Here is a 23427-nt window from a genome sequence, read left to right as displayed (position 1 = left end):
CTCATCGGGTCACCTGTTCATTCATTGAGGAATCGGAAAAGCCGCCGCCAAGGGCCTTTGTCAGCGCAATGTCGAGGGATAGGCCGCGCACCCACAGGGCATTGACGGCCATCCGCGCATTGAGCGCGGCATCCTCCGTCGTTAGCACGGTTTGATAGTTGGATAAGCCGCCCTCGTAGCGGCGCTTGGCGAGTTGGTAGGCTTTGTCGCTGCTGACGACCGCCGACTCCGTTGCTTCGAGGCGGATCGGAAGCGCTTGCAAGCTCCTCACCGCGTCCGCGGTTTCTCTCAATGCTTGGACCAGCGCATCGTTGTAGCTGGCTACTGCGAACTCGTATTCGGCCCAGGCTCGGCTGTAGTTCGCTCGGAGCCTTCCACCCTCGAAAATGGGCAGATGGATGGCGACTCCGGCACGGCCCGCGTCGGAACCCGAATCGAACAGGCGGTTCAGGCCCAGCGACTCGTAGCCAACCAGGGCGACCAGATTGACGCTGGGATAGAAGCCTGCCTTTGCAACGCCGATACGCTTGGCGGCCGACTCCACGCGCCATCGCGCTGCCACGATTTCGGGCTTGCGCCCGATCAGATCGCTCTTCAGTGTTTCCGGAAGCGCCAGGGACAGGCTCGGCGAAAGATGCGTCTCGTGGATATTCAGACCACGATCCGGTCCACGCCCCAGCAGAGCCGCGATCCCATTGCGAGCCAGTTCTATCCGCTCTTCCACGTCGGCCAAGTCAGCCCGTGCCAGCTTGGCCCTCGCATGTGCCTGTTCCAGTGTTGTCTGTGTATCGAGGCCCTGGTCAACGCGGCGCATCGCCATGCGCTCGGAGTCCTCACGATTTCTGAGCGTGTCGCTCGCCAAATCGCGCTGTACATGCAAGCCATTGAGTTGGACATAGCGGCTTGCAAGCTCCGTCGTCAGCAGGACGCGGGCTGCGGCGGCATCGGCTTGCACCGCCAGCGCCTCGGATGTGGCCGCATCCAGCGCGGACCGGTTCTTTCCCCAAAAGTCGAGTTCCCATCCGAAATTCAGAGAAGCCGCGCCATAGTCGTTCCATCCCTTGGGAACGACATCCTTTGGGAAGATGCTGTTGTACGTCAGCTTCTGCTCGCTGGCGGATGCGTCCAGTGAGACAGAGGGAAACAGCGCTGCGCGCGCACCTTTCGATCGCGCAATAGCGGCATTGAGGCGAGCCTGCGCTTGCGCCATCGACGGCGAGCTAGCCAGCGCTTCGTCCATCAATTGGTCAAGTTGTGGATCGCCAAAGGACTTCCACCACGCCTGCGTCGGCCATTCACCGACAGGCGCCCCAAGGCTCTTGTCGGCCGCAAGCCCGTCCATTGATGCGGGCTTTTCCATCGGCCCCAGGTCCGGGATGGAGGCGCATGACGCCAGTACTGCGCAGCAAATCGCTACCGCAGCGGTTTTGCGCCATGCGGCAGAGGACTTATCGACGAAGGATGAATATTGGAGCGATGGGCTTGACATGGAGGCACCCGTGACTTGGCATGGCGCCATGCTAAACCGATCGGTTCGGTTTAGTCAAGAGCGGAAGTCAAACAGGAAATACAGCAATGTCAACATGTTGTGGAAAGACAATACAGTACCGATCGGTTTGACTTGGACCGCTTATGTGCTATCGTGCGGCTTTACTTTCCGCAGCGGTGGACCGAACACATGACCACTTCGTCAGCGCGCTCGAAGGCGAGCACGCCTTCCAAGCATCCCTCGTCCGCTGGGGGCGCAGTGCAATCAGAAAAAGCACGCCTTGTCCTTGCCGGCGCAAGGACTGTCTTCTTGGCAAACGGCTTTAGCGCTGCGACGACCGACATGATTCAGCAGGCCGCCGGCGTATCGAAATCGACGGTGTATTCGCACTACCCGAACAAGGAAGCTTTGTTCGTGGCCGTCGTCGAGGCCGAATGTGAGCGGTTTCTTAGAGCCGTTCGAAAGCCCAAGTTTCCAGAAGAACGGCTTGCCGATATTCTGAACGCGATGGCGCTCGCCTACTTGGAGATTGTGCTGTCGCGCGACGGGTTGGCGCTATACCGCATGATTGCGGCCGAAGCGCCGAGGTTTCCCGAGCTTGGGAGGCGCTTCTATCTGGCCGGCCCTGCCGCCATAAACAACATCGTTGCGGAGACCTTGGAAGTCGCTGCCTCGAAGGGAGAATTGGATCTTGGAAGTATCGGATTCGACTCCGCGGCCTCATTGTTTGTGAACATGGTGCGTGGTGAGGCCCAGATGCAGTGTGTAATGCACCCTGATGCTCCGGCGTCCGCTGCCCAACGGGATCGGTGGGCGAAAGATGCCGTCACTACTTTTCTTCGCGCCTTTCAGAAGAATAATGGCTGAGTGCAGTCTTCGCGTAAGCGATGCCTCTCGTTCCATGCGGTAGCGTTCAATCAGCCAATAGCGGGGCCGCGTGGTCGCCCCAGCTCCCACGATGTTGAGGCTCCTCGTACCGTCACGGCCAGTTGCCGCCCCAGCCGTTGCTCGATCACCGGCTTCCACGGCACCAGCGAGAACCCCATGCCGTCGTCGAGCATCGCGTAGCGCCCGCTGGCGAGCATGACGGAACGCCGGTAGATACCAGTCACGCGCCGCCCGTCGGCCACCGGCCGATGCTCCAGGCCGGTTTCGGCGGCGATGTCCTGCGCGGCCTTCGCCAATTCACGCCCGCGCAGCGTCCCCAGCAGATTGCGCGCGAGGACGACGCGCTGCCCGCGATGCTCGGCCAGTCCCTGTTCGGCCAGGAAGTCGGCGCGTTGACGTAGCGCATCCTTGACCTCGGCTCCAAAGCCCAGGTCGCCCAGGCCCTTGCCGCCGCCGATCAACTGCTGGTCGAGCCAGGTGGCGCCGATCACGCGGGCCTGCCGCTCGATGGGCAGGTGCGATTTCAGCTCGACCGCCACACCACCACCGAGGCGCTGCGCGTCGTACTGGCGGCCTCGCTCGGCCAGGTCGGCGGGCACGCGCCAGACGCCTTCAGCCTCGCGCTCCACGATGCCAGCGCGGCGCAGGGCTTCGAGCCGGCGTACATGGGCGGCCACTACCTCGCGCGGATCGCGTTCGTTCATGGCCTGACCTTGGGCGAGCGCAAGGTGATGATCGGTGCGGTACACGCCATCGGCGGCCAGCGCGGCGATGTTCCGGTCGGCGGCGCGCACGTCGGCCGTGCCTTTCACCTCCACCACGGCCCCGGTCGGGTACTGCTCTAGCTCGGCACGCGGCGGCAGCGTGACGTAGTGCGCCTTGCCGTCCGCGCCATCGACGATCAGATAGCCCTTGTCGTACAGCTCGTCGGCCAGCCCCTTGCCGACGACGCGACCGATGACGGCGCGGCCACCCTCGCCGGCCTGGAACACGGCCAGTTCGCGCTGCTTGCCGCTCATCGCCCGTTGCATCGTGCGGATGATGTCGCCGCGCTCGCCCATTGCCCGCAAGGTTGGCTCGGCGTCGGCATGGACGGCCCACGTACCGGGGTGCGGTTCGGACGCCAATCCCATGCGTTGTAGGTGTTGCAGGCGGCCGATCAGCACTTGCCGCTGGCGTTGCAACCCGGGTTCGGCGAAGCGTTCGACGCGCACCAAGCCATCGTCGGCGGCCTCGCGCTGCAAGGTGCGATCCAGGCCCGTCCACCGCTCCTGATCGACTTCGCGCTGCATGGCGCGCTGCATCTCCAGCTCGGTGCGCGGCCCCAGCCATTCGGTCGCTAGTTCCGACGCACGCCGGCGCATCCCCTCGGCGATGTAGTCGCGGGAAATGATGAGGTCTTTGCCGGTGTCATCCTTGCCGCGTAGGACGACGTGCGTGTGCGGGTTGTCGGTATTCCAATGATCGACGGCGACCCATTCCAGCGGCGTGCCGAGGTCGGCCTCCATGCGCGCCATCAGGTGCCGGGTGTAAGTGCGCAGGTCGTCGAGTTGTTCGGCATCCTCCGGCGAGACGATGAAACGGAACTGGTGCCGGTCGTCAGCGCCGCGCTCCTTGAACGCTTCGAGGTCGGCGTCGTCGGTCGCCGGCCCGTAGGCGTGGCCCGGCCCGCCCTGGCGATCGACGCCTTCGCGCTCGATGTAGCGCAGGTGCGCGGCGGTCGAGCGCGGCCCAGCCTGCGCCAGATTCACCAGTCGCGCCTTGATCGTCACGCGCCGGGCGTTGGCCCCAAGTCCCCGGCCAGCGAAGCGCGCCGCGACATGCCCGCGGCCTAGCCGGGAACCGGGTCGCTGGCCGACCTTGCCTGCCACCTTGCCGAGCTTCGTGCCGGCTTTGTTGGCCTGCCGCAGCACCTTGTTGACGAAGGCATCGCCGCGCTGTTTCGGAGCGCCAGGCCGGACGCGGAATCGGTCATCGTCGCGCTGGCTCATGGCGTCGCTCCGTCCAAGACCAGCGCAGTCCAGCGGACGAAGCACGCGACTTCGCCAATGCCGATGCGGCATTGCGCACCTTCGCGGCACGCTGCCGCCCCGTGGCGCGTGCCGCGCTCCCCCCACGTGCAGACAAGGTTTTCAAGCGGCCATGTGCCGCGACCTTTTATCTTGCCTTCCGCCTCTGCCCCTCGCTGTCGCTCCGGGCATCGGCGGCCCGGCGGTGCTGCGCTGCTCGCAGCCAGCACGCCTGGGAACGAGGCCACGGCCACCGGCCGGGCGCGTTCAAGGCAAGATGCCTGCACGGGGGAAAACGTCGCCGGATGTTGCGCGACGTGCGGCGCGGATGCGCTCGCACGACACGCGCGACGACACGGCGACAACCAGCAGGACGACATGCCGGATGGCACGATCGAACGCACAACTCCATGCAGCGAATCGGCGGCCATCATCGGCGTGTCTCCAGCCAGACCGGACGCGCAACACCGAGCACGGTGGATACAGCAACCGGGCCGAAATACCGGCTGTCGAACGACGCCGGATTGGTCACGCTCAACAGGAACAGCTCACCCGGTGCGAGGCGGCGGCAAAGCTGCAAGGATGGCAGCGGACGGCCCAGCCGGTCGGCACGCAGCACGGCGGCCGAAGGCACGCCGTCGATGCGGACGATGCCGCCCGCGATACACACCTCCTGCGGCGCGATGGCGCCGATGCGCTTGAGCAGCGGCACGCGCATCGGCAGGTAGCCGCGTTGCGCAGCCAGCACGGCGGCCTCCGCGGGCAGCGGGACGAGCACGATGCTGTCCACGGACAACGGACGTGGCAGCGAGCCGGCCCGGTGGTCGAGAGGATCGACGCGATACCAGCCGACCGCCACGCTGTCGGACGGGTTGTAGGTCAGGCGCGGCAGCGGCGATACGAAGGACGCCCAGGCCAGCGCAGCGAAGCCGCAGGCGGCCAGTGTCGTCACGACGATTCGAGCGCGCCTGCGCGAGCGAGGAAGCGGCGCCGTTCCGCTGGTGTTGGCAGATGGGCAAAGGCTCGTCATGGCAGCGCCCTCCCGGCCAGCCAGGCGGCGTGCCGCTCGGCGGTGTACGCGGGCAGCGGCAAGCGTGCAGCGAGCCGGTTGCCGAGCGTGCGCCAGTACGCGGGCGACACGTCGGCAGGCGCGATGCTTTGTGCTTCGATGGCGTCGAGCTGGGCCAGCACGGCGCGCACGGCGGGTTCGCCTTCGGCGTGCAACAGCAGGCGCGCACCCGGCAGCACGCCGGGGATGCGCTGCGCCGCGTCCAGCGGCGTGCAAGCCTGCATCACCATGAGCTGCCAGCGGATCGTGCCGTAGTCGTTGGCGTGCCAGCGGATGCGGCAGAACAACGCGCCCGGCAGGAACACCGCGACGCGCCGCCAGCGGTCAAGCCGGATGATGCGCGCCGGCTCGCCGAAGCGCAGATACAGGTCGATGCGCTGCTCAACGTAGGCGAGCGAAACGCGCGTCATAGGCGCGTTTCCGGCGCGGCCGGCGAGCACTGCAAACGATGGCGGCGCAGCCGTGGCCGCCAGAGCGGATGTGCTCATGGCAGGTTCTCCGGGCGGTTCGAGGGAAACTCGCGTTCCAGCAGTGCGCGCAGCAGTTCGGCGACGGTCACGCCTTGCGTGAACGCCGATACCTTGATGCGCGCCCGCATCGCGGGCGTCACGTCGAGGGTCAGGCGCGCGGTGTAGAGGTCGCCTTTCTGGATGCCGTCGGCATCGCCTTGGCGAACCCACGCCTCGGCGTGCGGGTTCGCCGGCGGACGTGTGCCGATACCGACACGTTTGCCGTTGCGCTGGCTCATGTCGGCCACCGCAGCAGCTCGTCGGTCAGCGCGGCGATCTCGCGTGCGGCGGCGCTGTCGGGTGCCGTTTCGCGTGCGAGCCGGCCAGCGGCCACGCTGTCGGCGAACACGATGCGCTGATGCACTTCCGAGCGCAGCGCCGGCAGCGGCTGCTCGGCGAGCGCGCCGCGCGCCTCGCGGCCGATGATGGTGGTACTGACGCGCCGGTTGACGACGAAGGCCGCGCGCAACTCAGGTCGGAATACCTGCGCCTCGCGGATCAGCGCCACCATCTCCGCCGAGGCCCACAAGTCGTAGGGGCTGGGCTGCACGGGAATCAGCACGCGCTCGGCCGCCAGCAGCGCGGAGCGCGCCAACGCGGCGATGCGCGGCGGGCCGTCGATGACGACGTGATCGGCGCGACGGGCCAGCTCCTGTGCTTCCTGGTGCAGCGTCTCGCGGGCGAGGCCCACGGCGCTGAACAGCCGTGGCAAGCCCTGCTGGCTTCTGCGCTGCGTCCAGTCCAGCGCCGAGCCTTGTGGGTCGGCATCGAGCAGGATGACCGACTGCCCGCGCATCGCCAGTTCGCCGGCGACATGCGTGGCGAGCGTGGTCTTGCCGACGCCGCCTTTCTGGTTGAGCACCGCGACGATCATGGCGCGGCCCTCCATGTTGGAAAGCCGGGCTTTGGCTGTTGCGTGTGGTGCCGTCTCGCGGTTATCCACCGAAACGGCGCGCTCCTATCAATAGTTGAGGCTGTAAAAAAACTCTCGTGCCCGTCAGCCCATGGGAGCCGCAGGCCGTTGTGTTTGGAGCCCCCTACATGCAGCACGCCATGGCCCGCTACAAACCCCAAGATCGCAATGGCCTGTTCCTGCCGGTGATCCTTTCCGAGCAGATCGTTCCCGGCAGCTTCGCCTTCGCGCTGGACTACCTGGTCGAGCACGAACTCGATCTGTCCGAGCTGGATGCCCGGTTTCGCAACGACGAGGTGGGCGCCAGCGCGTATGACCCGCGCGTGATGCTCAAGATCGTGCTGTACGCCTACAGCCAGGGCATGATCTCCAGCCGGGCCATCGCGCGGGCCTGCCTGCACAACGTCCAGTTCATTGCCCTGAGCGGCAACAGCCAGCCCAGCCACGCGCACATCGCCAAGTTCGTCAGCGGCATGGGAGAGCAGATCAAGTCCTTGTTTGCCCAGGTACTGATGACCTGCGACGCACAAGGCCTGATCGGTGGCGATCTCTTCGCCATCGACGGTGTGAAGCTGCCCAGCAACGCCAGCAAGGAGCGCAGCGGAACCTTCGAGGAGCTGCTTCAGCGTGCGCGGCGTCTCGAACGTGCCGCCGACAAGATCGTCGAGATGCACCGTGGTCAAGACTTTTGCGCGCCGGAAGATCAGATGGATGCTCGCCGTCAGGCACGCGTGAATGCTCTGCGCCAGGAGGCCGCGCGCACCCGGGAATTCGTCGCAGTCTCTTCGGAGATGCCCAATCGCAAGGGCACCGAGATCAAGACCAACGTCACCGACCCGGACAGCGGCAAGATGGCCACCGGCAAAGGCGTCATCCAGGGCTATGCCGCACAAGCGGCCGTCGATGCGCAGCACCAGGTGATCCTCGCGGCCAATGTCGTGGGCTCGGTCTCCGAGCACGACATGCTGCTGCCCATGATCGAGCAGACCAGTACCTATCTGCAGCCAGACACCGTGATCGTGGCCGATGCGGGCTACCACAGCAAAGACAACGTCAATGAGTTGGCACGGCTGAACATTGCCGCCCTGATTGCCGACAAGCAGATGCGCAAGCGCGACGAGAGGCTGGCCGGCCAAGGACGTTTCAAGCCCGCCACTCCAACGCTGCACAACAAGATGGCCCCCGGGGCTGGCCCAGTTCCAAAGCGCTTTGATGTGAGCGACTTCCAGTTGAAGAATCCACGCATCTGCATCTGCCCCGCCGGAAAGAAGCTTGTGGGCACGGGGCGCGTCTATCGCTACGGCGAGGGGAAAAGCCATCGGTTCTTCAAGGCTGACATGACGGACTGTGCAGCTTGCGAGCTCCGCTCGTTGTGCCTGCGAGACCCTGGTCAAACCACACCGCGCTCCATCAGAGTCAGTCGAGAGACCACCCGCCGGATAGCTGCCAAGAAGGACAAGGCCAATCAAGTGCGCGCCATCGATCTCATGCGTCAAGCTATCGACACGCCGGGTGGCAGGGCCCTGTACAGCCGGCGCATCGGCACGGTGGAGCCGGTGTTCGCCAATCTGCGGCACAACAAGGGCTTCTCGCGCTTCAATCTGCGTGGCCGCGACAAGGTCAACACGCAGTGGCATCTGTACTGCATGGTCCACAACATCGAGAAGCTCGCCGCCAGTGGCTGGAAAAAGGCCTGAAGGCCTTTCTTGCGCGACATCCCTCGTGCATTCGCGTTGTGCCTGCGCTGTCTTGCGCTGCGAAGCTTTTTTGTGCTGAGCACTGGTTTGCAGATATGCTCCAGCAAGCTCGAACTCATGGGCATGCCGGTTGCTATCTCTTCGATCACCGGCGGGGTTATTTAACAACCTCGTTAGAGCTTTTAAGTTAGGGAAGTTAGAGGATGACGAAACCCGCGCCAGTATTGGCTTTCCAGCGATTTCGCACGCCTGATAGCACGATAGGGACACGCCCGATAGCACGATACCCAGCACGCCTGATAGCACGAGGCCGTCCACACGTTGTCCCCGAGTTATCCCCGTGCCGTGGACGGCACTGGCCGGAACGTCAATAGTTCCTCGTTTGTGTCGAGCATCCGCTCGATGCCCAGCACATAGCCGGGCAACGACTGCCGCGCGACCAGCGCGCGCAGGTCGCAGGCGAAGTCGTAGGGCTTCGCCGTGCTGCCTGACTTGCGGTGCAAGTGCCGGAAGTCGAATTGCCAGCCCCCAGGCTGCTTGCCGCCGTGCTTGCGCACCAGGCGGTACAGCCATCGCTCGATGCCGCCGGTGAGCCGGAAATACGCCGGGTCGATGGTCAGCACCAGGGCGGCGTCGAGCACGCCGGCATAGAACCAGTCCGGCAGGATCAGCTCGATGCCCAGCGGCGTGCCGTGGGCGTCGGCCAGTTCCTTCCATTCGTTGATCCACGAGAAGCGATGCAGCCGCCGCCCGGTCATCTCGCGGATGGAAGTCGCCACCGTGGTCGATTGCAGCCGGTCGAGCGCGGCCTTGAGGCGCTGGTAGTCGCGCAGCGATACTCCGCGTCCGATGAAGCGCAGGATCTCGTAGGGCGTGGCCTGCATCAGCCGCGACGGGCGCAAGCCCGCGTCGCGTGCTTCCACGATCTGCGAAGCCGCCCAAATCAGCACGTCCGCGTCCCAAATGGTCGCTATGCCGTGCTCCTGCGTGCCCTCTACGCGGATCGTGACGTTGCCGCTGCGGAAGTCGATCGGCGCCGTGCGCCGCGACTTCGCCAGAGAGAAGAACGGATACGCCATCAAGTCCTGGGCATCGCGCGGCACCATGTCGCCCGGCAAGGCGCGGAACAGGTCGAGCTGTTCCCGCTCCCGCGATGGGCTGGACATAGCGACGGCCACCGGCGAGCCACCAATCAGCGCGCACGGCTGTCGGCCGAGTGATGCTCGGCGTATTCGGGATCGGACGTGGTTTCGTAGCTGCGCTGGTCGGCCCAGGCATCGAGGTCGGCCACCGCGTACATGACGCGGCGGCCGAACTTGCGAAACTTCGGCCCATTGCCGATCACGCGCTGCTTTTCGAGCGTACGCGGCGAAAGCCGCAGGTACTCGGCGGCTTCGTCGTTGGTGAGATAGCGTTGGGGTTGTGCAAGCGTGGTGGCGGGTGCGGCGGCAGGCCGCAAGGGAGCGGGACGCATCGGATGAACCTCCATCTGGCAAGGACGCCGGCAGCACGAGCGCAGCCGGATGGAGTCAGTCTCAAGATAGCGATGCGTTGCGCAGAGGGTCGTTTTGCGGTGCAGGCAAAACGACCCTGTGCAGGTCAATCGAGCTGTGCAAGGCGGCGGTAGCCGCCGCGCATCAGCGTTTGGCCGCGCCGCACGAGGCGGCGCACGCGCGAGCGCAGGCCACCGTCGGCATACCAACCGGCGGCCACGGCTTCGGTGCCGAACAGCCCTTCGGCGATTTCGCGCAAGGACGCGCCCGCGAGGGTCGCGTCGAGCGCCTGCAAGGTGTGCAGTTCCAGCAGCGCGGCGGGTGTGGGCCGCGCACGGGCCGCTGCCGCAGGCGCGGCCGTCGCATTCAGCGTCGCCAGCTTGTCCAACTCGGCCGTTATCGTGCGATGGCTTGCGCAAGGCACGGCGCCCGCGCGAACGGCATAGACGTAGGCAAGACCGTCGACCAAGCCCGGCGCCAGTGCGAGCCTCACGCAGCAGCCGGGCCAGCGCGCCGTCAGTAAGAGGCGCTTGCCGTCGTGAACCAGGTGTTTGTGACCGGGGATGCACCAGAACTCGAAGGCGTGTGCTTGCAGCGGTGGGTCGGCATCAGGGTAGAGCTGGAGCACGGCGGCATGGTCAGGGAACCAGGCTGGATGCGCGTCACGCGCATCCAGCGTCGGGTCTTCCAGCAGGCGCAGCCCCCAGGCGTGCGCGGCCTCCGGCTGCTGGCGACGGCGCAGCCAGTCGCGCCGGTAGTTGGGATGGCGGCGCAGATACTCCCAGGCGAGTGCGGGACCGTCCAGGTGCAACGAATAGAGATACGCAGCGGTGGGATACCAAGAATCGACGCTTCGATCGGCCATGATGCGACCTCCCTGTTGGCAGGAGCGTCGCCACGGACATTGAAATGCAGGGGCTACGGCATCATCGGCATTTCGTCATCGAAGAGGAATAAGCTGGCAAGTAGTCAAGACCGATTGGCTCCGAAGCCTTGCATGGATCGTCCTAGTGCGACGGTTGCGCAGCTCGGGAACGGCGCGCAGCATCGGATACCCTGCCGCAAGCTGCGCCGTACATCATGTCTCTTTCGGTCAAGCTCGCACTCGCCTGGTGCAAGAGTTCTCATTCAGACCGAAGCCGTCTTACACGAGATCGAGAAAGACACAATACGCCCCGGTCAATCCGGGATGGAGCCGTCGCGCTGCGCGAGTTGCACGTACTCCGATAGCGGCCGGGTGGCGCGGAAATACAGGTCGCGCCGGATGGGCCGCTGACGCGGCCCGACGATGCCAGCCAGATCGGACAGCTTGACCGTCCCCAGCGTCGGCATTCCGATGCCGAGGTCGATCAAGCCCCAGGCGGTATCACCATCGGCGGGATCGAGCGCAACCAGCAGCCAGGTCGCGTGCGCGTCCGGCGTGAACAGCCGCACGACAGGCAACGGGTCGATGCTATGGCCGGCCGCGCGCGCCTTCCCGGCCGCGAGCAGTTGCGTACGTTGTTCGGTGGTAAGAAGTGGCTGGTTCACGGGTTGAAATCCCACGAAGCCGAAAATGCATGAATACGCTTTGCCACCAAGGCGCGTAAGCGTCGAAGCGAATGCGTGCTTTCATGCGAAAACACGAAGTCGCAAGCGACTGAATCCGGACATGCTCGGAAACACAGAAGCGGCATTGCGCAGATCAGGAAAAGCACGAAGGCGGCTCCCTGGTTCTGACGGAATCCGTCGATACGGATTTCCGTAAAGTCACGAAGAAGGAAAACAACAACGCCAAATGAACACTATAGATTGTAGCCCTATAGGGCGCAATGGGCTGTCATCTTGGTTTTTCAGGGGAAACCATAGGTGGCGGCGAAGCACTCATTGGCGACGGCGATACGGACGGTCAGGAAAGCGCGCGGCTTGAGCCAGGAAGCGTTCTCCGACGTGTCCAGCCGTACCTACATGAGTTCGCTGGAGCGCGACCAGAAAAGTCCGACCGTACACAAGCTGACCGAGCTGTGCGAGGTCATGGACGTGCATCCGCTCACGTTGCTGACGCTGGCCTATGCCGGCGACAGCACGCGCAAGGCCGATCAGCTTCTGGCGCAGGTGCGCCAGGAGCTTGAGGCGGTGTTGAAGAAACGCGACACGCCGTAGGCGCGTGCGTGCCGTGCTGCGCCAGCAGCACGGCGCCCCGCCGCGATGGGCGGGGCGCGGCGGGTGGCCGTCAGGCCGCCTTGGGCTTGCTGCGCGACCAGATCAGGTCGTGCGTGCCGTTCTCGTTCTCGATCAGGCGGGCATAGACCGTCGCCGGGAACGAAGGATCGTCGAGGGTCACGGACAGGTAATCCCGCCCGGCCTCGCTGGTCTTCTTCCACGCCGCGCCGAAGTCATTGCCGGCCGCCTGAAGGCGGAAGTCGGGGGCGTTCTCGGTGTCGCCCTTGTCGTTGGGAATCAGCTTGACCTTGACGTTCAGGGTCAGGGTGCGGAGCTGGCCGGTGAAGCCGTCTTTCTCTGCGGTGAAGGTGCCGATGTTAGCCATGATGTTTCTCCTTTCGGGTTGAACAAGGTCGCGCCAGTGCGTCCTTGTTGTGATCCGGCCGGCGGGGGATGGGCTGGCCGCACCGCGCAGCGGTCGCAACACCGTGGAGAACCTGGAAGCGAAAAGAATTTGTCCCGCGAGGAAGCCGCGCAGCGGCGGGGAAATTGTTTTCGCTGGAAGGTTGCGGCCATGAAGCCCAAGGCGCAGCCGTTCCCTCGCCAGGATTCACGACAAGCCAAGGACGCACGGGCCGCCCGCTCCCGAATGGAGACGTGGCCGACTCGGCATCCCCGCGTGACGGCTTCACCGGCTTGCGCCCTGACGCGGGCAAGGCCAACACCCCAACGACGAGCGAGAACGCTCCTTGCCGCAGATTGCGACGACGGGCTTGAGGCGTGGCGTGGATGCTCCATAGCGAGGCCGGGTGGCGTGTCGGTGAACCGTCCTTCGTGACGTACAGGCGCGAACCGCCAGCGTCGAGGACGACACGTTTTGGCACAACCTGCCGCAGCAAGCCGGGGCGTAGCCCCACAAGCCCCGCCCATTGCGGCGGGGCGCCATCGAAACCTTGCCCGCGCCAGCGGGCACCGATCGCCGTACCGCGTGCAAGGCACTTGCACGTCCGCCACGTCGCCGCCTGGTCGAAGGCGGCGACGTGGCGATTTTGCTTTGGACGCTGGAACCGGGCGCGGCCACCGCCGCGCCCGGATTTTCGACCACCGGCCCCAAGGCGGAACGGCTTGGGGCCGGTGCTGCTCGTTATTCCTTGGTTTCGATGATCCACCACACGGCACGCGGCAAGGCGTGGCCTGTGATGGGATGCAAGTCGGTCAGGTCGGCGCAGGCTGTCCAGCCGGGGGGGGGGCGGTAGCCGCGCACGTCGCCTTCGCCGTGCCAGCGGCGAGCGCGTACCGTGCCGGGCGCATAGGTCGCCGCCATGCGCGGGCGGCTGGTGGTGGTGCGGGTCATGGGGGCTTCTCCTTCAAGCGAAGCGCCCCGGTCGAGGCCGGGGCGCTTGCCTTCGGCGCGGGTCAAGCGGCCAGTGCCTCGGCGGGTTCATCCGCCATTGCCTCGGCATCCTCCGGGGCATCCTGCGCCTGCGTTTCCTGCGGCGCAGCTTCCGGGCTTTCGGTCTTGAAGATGGCAGGCATCCAGCCGGTGCCGTCCGCCAGCCGTTCGGCTTCGCTGGCAATGTCCGCCTTCTTCAACTTCGCCAGTCGAGTAGCGTGCGACGGTGCGAACTCGCCCACGGCTTCCAGAATCGCGGCCTTCGGCACATGCTGGAAATACCCGTCTGCGGTGGGCTGCCACCATGCCGCCATGTCCAGTCCCACGGCCTGCGCCAGTTCCGCGCCGGGCTGGTGCTGCGTGGCGCGAGGCGTCACCACGTCCACCGTGGAAGCCACGCACACGGCCAGCAGCCGCACCAGTTCGTCTTGCGGCTTCGCCAGCAGCACGGCGAACAGTTCGGCGCTGTCCTGCGGCAGCGCTTCGCCCGCGACCTGCTGCAATTCGCGCAGGGCCACGGCAGCGGGTGACTCGGGCCAGTCGGGGGCCATGCCTTCCAGCCGGTCTTGCACTTTCATGCTCACGCCTAGCGGCAAGTCGTGGCCGTAGTGGCTGTCCTGCAAGATGGTCTGCACCATGCCATGCACCAGTGCGGCCAGCGCGACTTGCGGATGCCGGGCGACTTCGATTTGCAGCGCGGCGGTGCGGTGTGCGCTCAACCGCTGCGCCAGCCGGTCGGACAGGCTCGCGGCTTTGGGCTGCTCGGCGTCCTCGCCTTCGTCGTCGTTCCCGGCTTCGCCTTCCGCGCCGCCGAAACCCTGCCGCAAGCGTTCCAGCGTGCGCAGCGCCTTGGCTTCGGCTTCGCGCAGCAGCCCGCGATGAATCACGGCTGCGCCGCTGCGGTCGAGCGTGACGATGGCACCGGCCACGGCGCGCACGTCCGGGGCGTAGCCCTGCAAGGTTTCCTCCACGGTTTGCAGTTCTCCGGCGACCTGTTCGCGGCGCGGTTCCAGCGCCTCGGTCTTGTCCTCGTCCTCGGCGTCGTAGGCTTCTTCCAGTTCGGCGTCGATCTTGTCGAGGCGGGTTTGCAGCGCGGCGATGCGGCGGGCTTCGCGGGCGCTCGGTTCGCGGCGCTGGCGCGGCGCGTTCTGGAACGCCTGCCGCTCGGCGTAGCTCATGTGCGTCACGGCTTCGACCCACGCCCAACCCTCGGTGCGCACGTCCCCGGCCAGCGCATCCAGCTTGCCGCGCACCAGCGTTTCCAGCAGCGCGGCGTCGGTCAGGTAGGTTCCGGCATCGCCTTCCGCGAACAGGTCGCGGCGGATGCCGCCGCCCGCCGCCGTGTAGGTGTCCAGCCCGGCGAAGCGCACCAGCGGATGCGTGGCGTCGATTTCGCGCTCGGTCAGGCGTTCGCGCAGCGCGGATGCGCCACGCTGCCATTCGGGCGCTCCATAGAACGCGGCTTCCTGCGCAGCGTGGTCGTCGGTGATGGTCAGGGCCATCAACTGTTCCAGCGTGACGGCTCCGGCCCGGTAGTCGGCCAGCAGGCGCGGCGAGACGTTGGCCAGCTTCAAGCGGCGCTGCACCACCAGCGGGGACACGCCGAAGTCGGCAGCAATGTCTTCGATGGGACGGCCTTCCTTGACCAGTGCGGCGAACGCCTCGAACTGGTCGGCCGGGTGCATCTGCTCGCGCAGCAGGTTTTCCGCGAGGCTGACGGTACGGGCCGAAGCGTCGGGCACCAGCAGGCAAGGCACCTCAAAGTCGGCGGCGATGCGCTTCTTCTTCGCCAACAGCTTCAACGCGGTCAGTCGGCGGTCGCCGGCCACCACTTCGTATTGCTCGCCATCGGCGGCAAGGATCACGACGAGATTTTGCAGCAGGCCGATGCGGGCGATGCTCGCGGCCAGTTCGGGGATGGACATGCGCGAGGTCGTCCGCGCGTTGCGTTTGGAGCGGCGCGGCAGCAACTGCGAGAGCGGAACCAGAATCAGGTTCTTGGTCGGGTCGGCCACTTCCAGCGGCGCGGCGGCTTCGACGGCACGGGCTTCGGTTTGGGTAACGGCGTTCATGGTGATAACTCCTAGCGGTTGGGATGCAGCAGCGAGAGAAGCGGCAAGGGCTGCTGCCTGCCCCTGCCGCGTGGGGGTTCAGGCTTTCAACTGGCGCATGCCATCGGCCAGCAGCCACAGGGCGCGGTTCAGGCGCACGTTCTGGTCGATGCCCTGCACGGGGCGCGTGCGCTGGCGGCGTCCGTTGGCGCTGCGGCCCATCAGTCCGCCTTGCGTCAAGTTCTCTTGCGTTCGGTTGAACACGCTCCACAGATCGGGGCGGCGGTCATCGAACCGGCGCGGGGCCAGCACTTGGCTTTCCGTGATCGGCGCGGGCTTGTCCGGGTCGTCGTACTTGAGGGCGAGCGCGGCGCGGGCGAAGACTTCGGCCTCGCCGTTGTCCAGCGTGATGGCCTGCATGGCATCGCGGGAGGCTTGCGCACGCTCGAAGCCGTGCAAGACTTCATACGCGCCTTCGATGACGTGCCCGGCTACGTCGCCTTTGTGGTGCACGCGCACGTCCGCCACGGTGTCGCCGCAGACCAAGCCGTTGCAGCACACGAAGCGGAACATGCCCGCCAGCATCTGGTAGCTGCTGGTGCCGTCGTGCGAGTTCAGCAGAATGATTTCGTTGGCGGTGCTGCCGTCGATCTGGCTGGCATGGCGCAGCCGGATCATGTGTTTCGTGTGCGCGCGCTTGCCTTCGTCGCGCACGCGGGTCTGGCAGACCATGAAGGGTTGAAAACCTTCCTTGCGAAGCTCGGTCAGCACGGCGGCGGTGGGGATGTAGCTGTACCGCGCGGAACGGCTGTCGTGCTTGTCCTCGGCAAAGATGGAGGGGGCCACGCGGTGTATCTGGTCATCCGACAAGGGATGATCGGCGCGCAGCATGGGGGAGCGGGAAGCGAAACGGGATGCGAGTTGCATGGTGGTTACTCCTGACAAAGTTGCTGTTGAAGGCCCCACCGGATTCCTAGATTCGGAGCCCGCCTTTCGGCTTCTCCGGTGGGTCGGCGCGGAGACCTGGGCCGGCCTCGTTGCCACCGTCTTTCCTGAGTTCATCGCCCGCGACGGTCAGGAGCGCGCGAACGGGTGCGGTCAAGGAAACAAGCGACGGGTTGGTGCGGCCCGCAGCGCAGCGAGGACACGGCCCGGCGCGCCTTGACGGCACACGGGCGCGGGCTACGGTCGCGGAAAGGTGATGAAGTCAGGGGAGACGGCTGGACAAGGCAACGGCCACAGCGTTGGCGCAGATCCCACGCAAGTGAAGCGCGCAGCGCCGCAGGCGCGAAGGCCGATCAGGTGCAACCTGTTCGGCAGCCTTTCAGGGGCGCCAAGCCACGCGCGGCGGGGATCGGCTGCAAGCCGTTCCCCTGGAGTGCAAGCGCAGCGCGCAGGCCCGCGAGGGCCGAAGAACACGACACCAGGCGCAGCAGAAAAAAAGCGCCGCCCCCGCGATCGGCGGAAGCGACGCTTTGAGATTTACATCGAGCGATCAACTCGACGCCGGCGACACCATCGCCTGAATGCGCTCGATGATGCCGGGTTCGACGAAGACGCAAACCTGATCGGCCGCGAGCTGCACATTGAACATGGCGGCGAAGGTTTTGCGTTTCAGGTGCGCCAGGCGGCCCGTGCGATACGCCTCACTCGGCTTCAAGCGATCCGCGCCCGACGGCTTGCCGCTGCGCTCAGGGTCGCATTCGACCAGCGCGACGAAGCCCTCGTCGAACAGCTTCTGGTGTTCGGCGCACAGGCCCCAGCCCGTCGTCGTGTAGCGCTCCATGCTCGCGCGCAGGTGCTTGTCGAGCAGGATGCTGCCGGTATCAAAAGGAGTGCCGCAGACCAGGCAGACACGGCGTTCCAGCGAAACATGCGATTTGTCGTTCATGATGACGATCTCCGGTTGCTCGGGCGGAATTGCCCGGAACCGGCGCCAGCACGGCGCAGCGCAAGCAGTCAGGGGTCGCAGACGGCCGCGGCCGCAAGCGTGCAAGGCACGCGCAGCCCTTGACGGCGCGAACGCCGTGGTACGGTGAAGGGAACAGCAAGACCGCCCATCCACCGCCACGAGGGCACGGACAGGCAAGCGGAGCGCGCAGGCCCTCAAGGGCCGGAGGCGTCAGGGATCAAAGCCGGATGGCCGCGATTCGGCACGAAGCGCGGGGCGCAGCCCGCGAGCCCGACGGCGGCACGCCGGGACGCAATGATTCGCCCCTTGAATATCCTTTGGAGAGAACCACAAGCGACATTTATAGTTGTGATCTGTCGGCCGACTGTCGGGTTGCTGTCGTGTTGCCGTTGTTCCTGGCTCCCCATACTTCACCATGTCTACTGACAACGATGGAGCCACCCATGAACGCTACAGAATCTGCCCAACAAACCCGTCTGCTGACGCCGGCCGAACTGGCCGCTTGCATCAAGCTGTTCCGTGAGATGCGGCAATGGTCACAGGAGCAACTGGCCGCCATTTCCGGCCTCAACGTGCGGACGATCCAGCGAGTCGAACAAGGTTTGTCCGCTAGTCTTGATACGCGCCGCGCCCTTGCCAACGCGTTCGAGTTCGAGGACATCGACGCTCTCAACAAACCGTTCACTATCCCGACGGACGAGGAATTCAAAGCGGCGAAAGAGAAGTTCGACCGGGAGCACGTTACCCTGACGGCCATCCCGCTGACGACCGGCAAGCAGTTGGCCAGGTTGGCCGAGTCCTGCACGATGGACTTGTCAGAGCCAGCCTTCGAGCTGACCCGCGAAGCGGACGAGGCATTCGCCATGCTGGTGGATTACTTCCGTGAGTACCGGGACTGCGCCGATGTCTACAACGAAACACAGAAGTTCGACGTGTACGACGAGATGCAATCCCACATCGACGCGCTCCAGGCGCTCGGTGTCTCACTGCGCTACGCCACGCGCAAGGTACAAGTGAAGTGGGGATCAGACCCGGACAGCAAGCCGATGGCCGCCACGGTGCTGTATGTGGTCGGCTTTCCGCTCGGCAAGGAACCCGAGCAGTTTGCAACGCCAAAATCTGCCGGCATCCGTCTGTAGCTGGGCAAGCGCAGCGCGCAGGCCCTCAAGGGCTGGAGGCGTCAGGGATCAAAGCCGGATAGCCGCGATTCCGCGCGAAGCTCCGGGGCACGGTCTGCGAGCCCGACGGCGGCACGCCGGGACGCAATGATTGGCGACAGCAGCATCACGTGGTATCGTCTGAGGTGGTTGCCGTCACCTGCCGCACGCGCCCTTCGGGGTACGACGAAGACGGAGCATTCAGAGCCTCACCCAATCCATGTTTGATCCCTTGGGCGGCCCGCAAAGCGTGCACCGGCTCGACGCCCGACGGAGATCAATATGGACACCCAACAGCTCAAGGTGTTCGCGGAGCGCTTGCGCGCCTACCTCGAACGCCACAACCTCACCCTCAAACACGGCCAGACGCTCGATCTGATCGCAGCCATCCCCGGCCTGCGCAACTGGCCCGAAGTCAACGCCTTCCCTGCACGGGTATCTGCTGCGCAATGGGACAGCCACTCGGCCGACCGACTCGTCAAACGCATCGGGAAACTGCATGCGCTGATCCTGCCGGTCGATGAACTGCACCGGGCGCTGGATCCGATGAGCGCCAACGTCCTGAAGGTCTGGCCCGATGGTCCCGTGCCCGGCGTGTATGTGACGACTTCGCAGGAGGCCATCGACGCGGCCATCGCCAAGTACGAAGCCGCCACCGACGGCGCGCTGCTCTACGCAGAGGACGCCGGCCGTTCTTCGGACGCTGCCATCGACCTGGGCGAGCACGGTCTGTTCTCGCGCGGCATGGATCGACTGCCCAGCGGCACGCTAGTCGTAGTCGGCCCCGTGCCGCTGACGCAGGAATCCTGGAGCGACAACAAGGACCGCCTGAACACCGCCGCCAATCTCGCCCACTCGTCCTCACTGCGCGTCGTTGTCCTGGCGGAGACGCCGCTGCCCGAGAATCTGCACAGCGACATCGACCTGCTGCTGCGGCCCGACGATGAAGGTCTCGACAGCGAACCCGTTGACGTGCTCGGCATTGTTACCGAGTCGGGCGATCTCCAAGTGGTGCAGCCGTTCGTTCAGCGCCGCGCGGCGCCGGCAGCGCAGCACTTCACGACCACCCAGCGTTTGCCGCAAGTGCTCGAAGATGCACTGCGACTGGCGGTGACAAAGCGCCCCTATGGGATCATCGTGCTCGGCATCACGCCTGGCGATACACAGCGCAAGGCGCTGGTCGAAGCGGTGTTGCCGCTGACCGAACACGCGGGACCAGCCGTTCGCATACAGCCGACGTTCCGCCCTGGCTACGGCAAAGACGATACCCCGTTGTCGCCGCATTTCGAGGGGCTTCCAGTCTTCCCTTCCATCGAGAGTGCCTATGCGCATGGCTACCGCCGCATGGTGATCGAGTCCTCCCACCACGGTGCCGGCGAAGCAATCGCTCGGCATGCGCATGAGGTGTGCTTCTTGATTCGCTCCTTCTCGACCGAAGTTGCTGGCGCCTGGATGAGCAGCCTGCCGGCTCAGATCGACAAGCCCAATGCGCTCGATGTCGTCACGGCTGTCCTGTGCGCCGCCGACGTGCCGGCCAAAGCGGAGACAGTGACGATCTGCGATGCCTTTGTCGGCGGTGCGTCACCGGCACCTACGGATGATGACATCGACAGGCTGGCGGAACACATGGAGGCACATCGCGCTGTGCGGTGGCAGGAGCAGTTGGACGCATTGTTGGTCGCCCGAAAAGTGACACCCGCGCAAGTCAAGAAGGCCCTGCGTCGCCACAACGTGGACGACTACTTGGCCTCACGCAAAGCGGCACAGGTGTAGCGCGTAGCAGAAATGACAAGGGGCCGACAGCGGCGTTGCAAGCCGCTGGACGGCCCCACAACAACAAAGGACGTAGACAACAATGAAGGCCCATCCATTTACTCGCCCCACCATTGTCGCCGCGGTCGAATTTCTCGGGCAAATGCTGACGCAGGCGAAGTTCGATCAACTCGCGGTGCGGCTGGGGCTGGACGATGAAATCCCCCAAGGAACGGCAAAGAGCGTGACCGCGAAGAGTGCTTTGCTGGCGCGCATTGTCAACCAACGCGCGACGCAGATCGTCAGCACCTTGGACGGGCCTGTGACTCTGGCCGAAGCTGCGGTACGCGAAGGGGTTGGAATGACCGTGCCACAGTACGCGAAGGCCGAGCAGGAGCGTTTTCTTCGGGGGTTGGCGCTCGACGGCTACGTTGTCTCCTGGGATGGGGACGCACGAACGCCATTGCTGCGCGCAGCGCTGCCTGGCGAAGTGGATCTTCCTGCGGCCGATGACGAAGTTCACCAATTGCTGAAGCAGTTCGGATTCAACGTGCCGCTGGGGCACTTAGACCAAGCCATCGACGCGCACACGCGCGGCGACTGGGCAGCGGCGAACAGCCAGATACGCACGTTTCTGGAAGGCTTGCTCAGCGACATCGCCTCGCACATTGATCCGCAGAAGTCTGCCGAGCTGGCTTCGAGCGAGAACCGCCGCGCCTGGCTGGCGGAGCGCGGTTTCCTGTCGAGCAGCAGGAATGAATGGACCAACGATGGAAAGAACTATTTGAACGGCTTGTTCAAGATGCTGCATACCGATGGCTCGCACCCCGGCCTCTCGGACGAAGATCACAGTACGTTCCGACTGCACCTTGGACTTATCACTGGCCGGACGTTGCTTCGCCGCCTTAACAACGGTCGCTGAACCGCAGCCCTCTCAACAACCCGCGGATGGCCGCGATTCGACAAGAAGCGCGGGGCGCCAAGACGCACATTTATCGCTGGCGAGTTTTGGGATGAATTGCCGTGCGAGATTCCAGCAGACGCCGCGTGTTCTCCAATTCCTTTTGCAACAGTTCGGCATCCGGCAACACGGTTCGATAGTTTGCTGCCATGACCTTGCTGGGCAATCCTTCCAGTGCATACCGCGCCAAAGCATGGCCCTTGTCCGCGCACAGGATCAGACCCACGGGCGGATTCTCGCCCTGAAACGTCCAGTGCTCCTTCGCATAGTTGCAGTACAAGTGCATCTGGCCCACGTCGGCATGCGTCAAGGCACCGAGCTTCAAGTCGATGATGACGAGGCAGCGCAAACGCCGATGGAAGAACAGCAGATCGACCCGATACCAGGCCTGGTCGATGCGCAACCGCCGCTGTCGCCCAACGAACGCGAAGCCCTCGCCGAGTTCGAGCAGGAAGTCTTGCAGCCGATGAATCAGGGCCTGTTCAAGATCGGACTCCGAATACTCGTCCTTGAGGTCCAGAAACTCCAGCACATACGGGTCTTTGATCGCGTCGTCGGGCGTGACGACATCTTCCGGCTTCGGCACGGCGCCTTTGACCAGCATCGCCGTCTTGTTCTTCGACAGCGCCGTGCGTTCGTAGAACTGACTGCCGATCTGCCGGTCGAGCTGACGCACGCTCCAGCCACCGCGCAGCGCCTCGGCTTCATAGAACTGGCGGGCGTGGGCGTCCTTGACCGACAGCAACCGCACGTAGGCCGACCACGGCAGCGTGAAGACCTGCGCCAGCTCGTCGAGTCGCCAGGGTCGCGCCGGCGCCATCGGCACCGGGGAAGATTCGCTAGTGTAGTGTTGCATTCTGTTTGGAACTTAATCGGCTATTGGCGCGGATGACCTTTTGCAGGATGTCGCGAGCGTTCTTGGTCCAGATGAACGGCTTGGGGTTGGTGTTGTGATGCGCGATGTACTCATCGATGGCCGAGACGAGTTCGGGCACGCTGGTGAACACCCCGCGGCGTAGCCGGTTCTCGGAGATGTCGCGAAAGAAGCGCTCGACCATGTTCAGCCACGATGCCGAGGTCGGCGTGAAGTGCATGTTGAATCTGGGGTGCTTGGCCAGCCACTCCTGCACAGCTGGATGCTTGTGCGTGGCGTAGTTGTCGGCGATCAGATGCAGCGTCTTGTCCTTGGGCGTCTCCCGATTGATTTGACGCAGGAACTTCAGCCACTCGATGTGGGTGTGGCGCTGCTGGCACTGGCCGATGACCTGACCGTTGAGCACGTTGAGCGCAGCGAACAAGGTGGTTGTGCCGTTGCGCTTGTAGTCGTGCGTCATGGTGGCCGCGCGCCCCTTCTTGAGCGGCAGCCCGGGCTGCGTTCGGTCCAGCGCCTGCACCTGGCTCTTTTCGTCGCAGCACAGCACCAGCGCATGCTCGGGCGGCGACATGTAAAGCCCCACGATGTCTTCGAGCTTTTGCACGAACTGCGGATCGCGCGAGACCTTGAAGCCGCGCACGATGTGAGGCTTGAGACCGTGGGCCTGCCAATGGCGCATCACGGTGCTGGCGCTGACGCCCAACTCAGCGGCCATCGTGCGCGTGCTCCAGTGCGTGGCCGCCTCGGGCTTGGTCTGTGTGGTTAGCTTCACAAGCTTGGCCACATCCACCTTCACCGGCGGTGCGCCGCGCGGCAAGTCGCGCTCGATACCTTGCAGCCCCAATTGCAGGTAGCGTTCACGCCAGCGCGCCACCTGCACGCGCCCAATGCCAAGCTGCTCGGCAATATCCTTGTTTTGCAGCCCCTGCGCGGCCAGCAGCACGATCTGGGCGCGCTGGGCCAATCTGACGCTGGTGCGCTTGGAGCGCGCCAGCCGGCTCAGCTCGCTTTCCTCTTCATCCGTCAACACAATCGTCGGGGCAACTCGCAATTTTTCACTCCAATGCAAACCGTAGTAGAGCATTGGAGCGTGGTTGCTCAATTAAGTTTCATTAAGA

The 23427-nt window shown here is 64.9% G+C and carries 22 protein-coding genes and 1 pseudogene; 6 read left to right on the top strand and 17 right to left on the bottom strand.

Going from position 1 to position 23427, the window contains the following annotated elements:
• Position 1: 1 nt before the first annotated feature.
• Positions 2 to 1489 carry an efflux transporter outer membrane subunit gene (locus I3K84_RS04040; RefSeq protein WP_079752873.1) on the bottom strand — a complete coding sequence of 496 codons (1488 nt, stop codon included), beginning with the start codon at positions 1487 to 1489 and terminating at the stop codon, positions 2 to 4.
• A gap of 189 nt (positions 1490 to 1678) precedes the next feature.
• On the opposite strand from I3K84_RS04040, the gene I3K84_RS04035 reads away from it, so the two are divergent.
• Positions 1679 to 2356, top strand: coding sequence for a TetR/AcrR family transcriptional regulator (locus I3K84_RS04035; RefSeq protein ID WP_078463495.1), 678 nt, complete (start codon positions 1679 to 1681; stop codon positions 2354 to 2356).
• A 50-nt stretch (positions 2357 to 2406) separates the two neighbouring features.
• Here the strand turns inward: I3K84_RS04035 and I3K84_RS04030 are convergent, their stop codons facing one another.
• The 5 genes from I3K84_RS04030 to parA all read right to left on the bottom strand — a co-directional run bounded on the left by I3K84_RS04030 (position 2407) and on the right by parA (position 6838).
• Positions 2407 to 4368, bottom strand: a complete 1962-nt coding sequence (locus I3K84_RS04030) for a relaxase/mobilization nuclease and DUF3363 domain-containing protein (RefSeq protein WP_023124807.1) — start codon at positions 4366 to 4368, stop codon at positions 2407 to 2409.
• Between the two features lie 448 nt (positions 4369 to 4816).
• Positions 4817 to 5416, bottom strand: a complete 600-nt coding sequence (locus tag I3K84_RS04025; protein WP_038842575.1) for a S26 family signal peptidase — start codon at positions 5414 to 5416, stop codon at positions 4817 to 4819.
• Complete coding sequence (locus I3K84_RS04020; RefSeq protein WP_038842578.1) at positions 5413 to 5943, bottom strand: DUF2840 domain-containing protein; 531 nt, start codon at positions 5941 to 5943, stop codon at positions 5413 to 5415. The genes I3K84_RS04025 and I3K84_RS04020 overlap by 4 nt, the downstream gene beginning before the upstream one ends.
• The gene (locus I3K84_RS04015) at positions 5940 to 6203 is read right to left on the bottom strand and encodes a chromosome partitioning protein ParB (protein WP_071542603.1); all 264 of its coding nucleotides are present in this window, start codon (positions 6201 to 6203) and stop codon (positions 5940 to 5942) included. Before I3K84_RS04015 ends, I3K84_RS04020 begins: the two co-directional genes overlap by 4 nt.
• Complete coding sequence (parA, locus tag I3K84_RS04010) at positions 6200 to 6838, bottom strand: ParA family partition ATPase (RefSeq protein WP_038842583.1); 639 nt, start codon at positions 6836 to 6838, stop codon at positions 6200 to 6202. Before parA ends, I3K84_RS04015 begins: the two co-directional genes overlap by 4 nt.
• 167 nt (positions 6839 to 7005) lie before the next feature.
• Between parA and I3K84_RS04005 the strand changes: the two genes are divergently transcribed.
• Positions 7006 to 8574 (top strand): IS1182 family transposase, encoded by a 1569-nt coding sequence (locus I3K84_RS04005; protein WP_196995261.1) that lies wholly within the window; start codon positions 7006 to 7008, stop codon positions 8572 to 8574.
• Between the two features lie 332 nt (positions 8575 to 8906).
• Here I3K84_RS04005 and I3K84_RS04000 read toward each other — a convergent pair whose 3' ends face one another.
• The 4 genes from I3K84_RS04000 to I3K84_RS03985 all read right to left on the bottom strand — a co-directional run bounded on the left by I3K84_RS04000 (position 8907) and on the right by I3K84_RS03985 (position 11597).
• Complete coding sequence (locus I3K84_RS04000; RefSeq protein WP_172901757.1) at positions 8907 to 9740, bottom strand: replication initiator protein A; 834 nt, start codon at positions 9738 to 9740, stop codon at positions 8907 to 8909.
• A 26-nt stretch (positions 9741 to 9766) separates the two neighbouring features.
• Positions 9767 to 10048, bottom strand: a complete 282-nt coding sequence (locus I3K84_RS03995) for an AlpA family transcriptional regulator (protein WP_023087367.1) — start codon at positions 10046 to 10048, stop codon at positions 9767 to 9769.
• A gap of 125 nt (positions 10049 to 10173) precedes the next feature.
• Positions 10174 to 10932, bottom strand: coding sequence for a DUF2285 domain-containing protein (locus tag I3K84_RS03990; protein ID WP_038842589.1), 759 nt, complete (start codon positions 10930 to 10932; stop codon positions 10174 to 10176).
• 314 nt (positions 10933 to 11246) lie between these two features.
• Positions 11247 to 11597 carry a DUF2958 domain-containing protein gene (locus I3K84_RS03985; RefSeq protein WP_038842591.1) on the bottom strand — a complete coding sequence of 117 codons (351 nt, stop codon included), beginning with the start codon at positions 11595 to 11597 and terminating at the stop codon, positions 11247 to 11249.
• 318 nt (positions 11598 to 11915) lie between these two features.
• Between I3K84_RS03985 and I3K84_RS03980 the strand changes: the two genes are divergently transcribed.
• The gene (locus I3K84_RS03980; RefSeq protein WP_071542596.1) at positions 11916 to 12209 is read left to right on the top strand and encodes a helix-turn-helix domain-containing protein; all 294 of its coding nucleotides are present in this window, start codon (positions 11916 to 11918) and stop codon (positions 12207 to 12209) included.
• Positions 12210 to 12279: 70 nt separating this feature from the next.
• Here I3K84_RS03980 and I3K84_RS03975 read toward each other — a convergent pair whose 3' ends face one another.
• The 5 genes from I3K84_RS03975 to I3K84_RS03955 all read right to left on the bottom strand — a co-directional run bounded on the left by I3K84_RS03975 (position 12280) and on the right by I3K84_RS03955 (position 17544).
• The gene (locus I3K84_RS03975; RefSeq protein ID WP_038842597.1) at positions 12280 to 12594 is read right to left on the bottom strand and encodes a DUF736 domain-containing protein; all 315 of its coding nucleotides are present in this window, start codon (positions 12592 to 12594) and stop codon (positions 12280 to 12282) included.
• Between the two features lie 759 nt (positions 12595 to 13353).
• Complete coding sequence (locus tag I3K84_RS03970; RefSeq protein ID WP_037039073.1) at positions 13354 to 13563, bottom strand: hypothetical protein; 210 nt, start codon at positions 13561 to 13563, stop codon at positions 13354 to 13356.
• Between the two features lie 62 nt (positions 13564 to 13625).
• Positions 13626 to 15674, bottom strand: coding sequence for a ParB/RepB/Spo0J family partition protein (locus I3K84_RS03965; RefSeq protein WP_038842600.1), 2049 nt, complete (start codon positions 15672 to 15674; stop codon positions 13626 to 13628).
• A gap of 78 nt (positions 15675 to 15752) precedes the next feature.
• Entirely contained in the window at positions 15753 to 16580 is an 828-nt protein-coding gene (locus tag I3K84_RS03960) for a DUF932 domain-containing protein (RefSeq protein WP_038842604.1), read from the bottom strand.
• 568 nt (positions 16581 to 17148) lie between these two features.
• Positions 17149 to 17544 (bottom strand): hypothetical protein, encoded by a 396-nt coding sequence (locus tag I3K84_RS03955; RefSeq protein WP_038842609.1) that lies wholly within the window; start codon positions 17542 to 17544, stop codon positions 17149 to 17151.
• A 464-nt stretch (positions 17545 to 18008) separates the two neighbouring features.
• Between I3K84_RS03955 and I3K84_RS03950 the strand changes: the two genes are divergently transcribed.
• From I3K84_RS03950 to I3K84_RS03940, 3 genes are all read left to right on the top strand, one after another.
• A complete protein-coding gene (locus I3K84_RS03950; RefSeq protein WP_038847181.1) occupies positions 18009 to 18704 on the top strand; it encodes a helix-turn-helix domain-containing protein in 696 nt (231 codons plus the stop codon).
• A 300-nt stretch (positions 18705 to 19004) separates the two neighbouring features.
• Entirely contained in the window at positions 19005 to 20495 is a 1491-nt protein-coding gene (locus I3K84_RS03945; RefSeq protein WP_038843580.1) for a hypothetical protein, read from the top strand.
• Positions 20496 to 20577: 82 nt separating this feature from the next.
• The gene (locus I3K84_RS03940) at positions 20578 to 21396 is read left to right on the top strand and encodes a hypothetical protein (RefSeq protein WP_038843582.1); all 819 of its coding nucleotides are present in this window, start codon (positions 20578 to 20580) and stop codon (positions 21394 to 21396) included.
• A gap of 70 nt (positions 21397 to 21466) precedes the next feature.
• On the opposite strand, the pseudogene I3K84_RS03935 reads toward I3K84_RS03940, so the two are convergent.
• Positions 21467 to 22234, bottom strand: a pseudogene (locus tag I3K84_RS03935) (YhcG family protein); the annotation flags it as partial.
• Positions 22235 to 22274: 40 nt separating this feature from the next.
• Positions 22275 to 23393 (bottom strand): IS630 family transposase, encoded by a 1119-nt coding sequence (locus tag I3K84_RS03930; protein WP_231403305.1) that lies wholly within the window; start codon positions 23391 to 23393, stop codon positions 22275 to 22277.
• Positions 23394 to 23427: the final 34 nt, after the last annotated feature.

Source organism: Diaphorobacter sp. JS3051 (assembly GCF_015832135.1).
GTDB lineage: Bacteria > Pseudomonadota > Gammaproteobacteria > Burkholderiales > Burkholderiaceae_C > Diaphorobacter > Diaphorobacter nitroreducens.
Note: the sequence above shows the minus strand (reverse complement) of the source record. Positions and strands in the feature narration are given on the sequence as shown.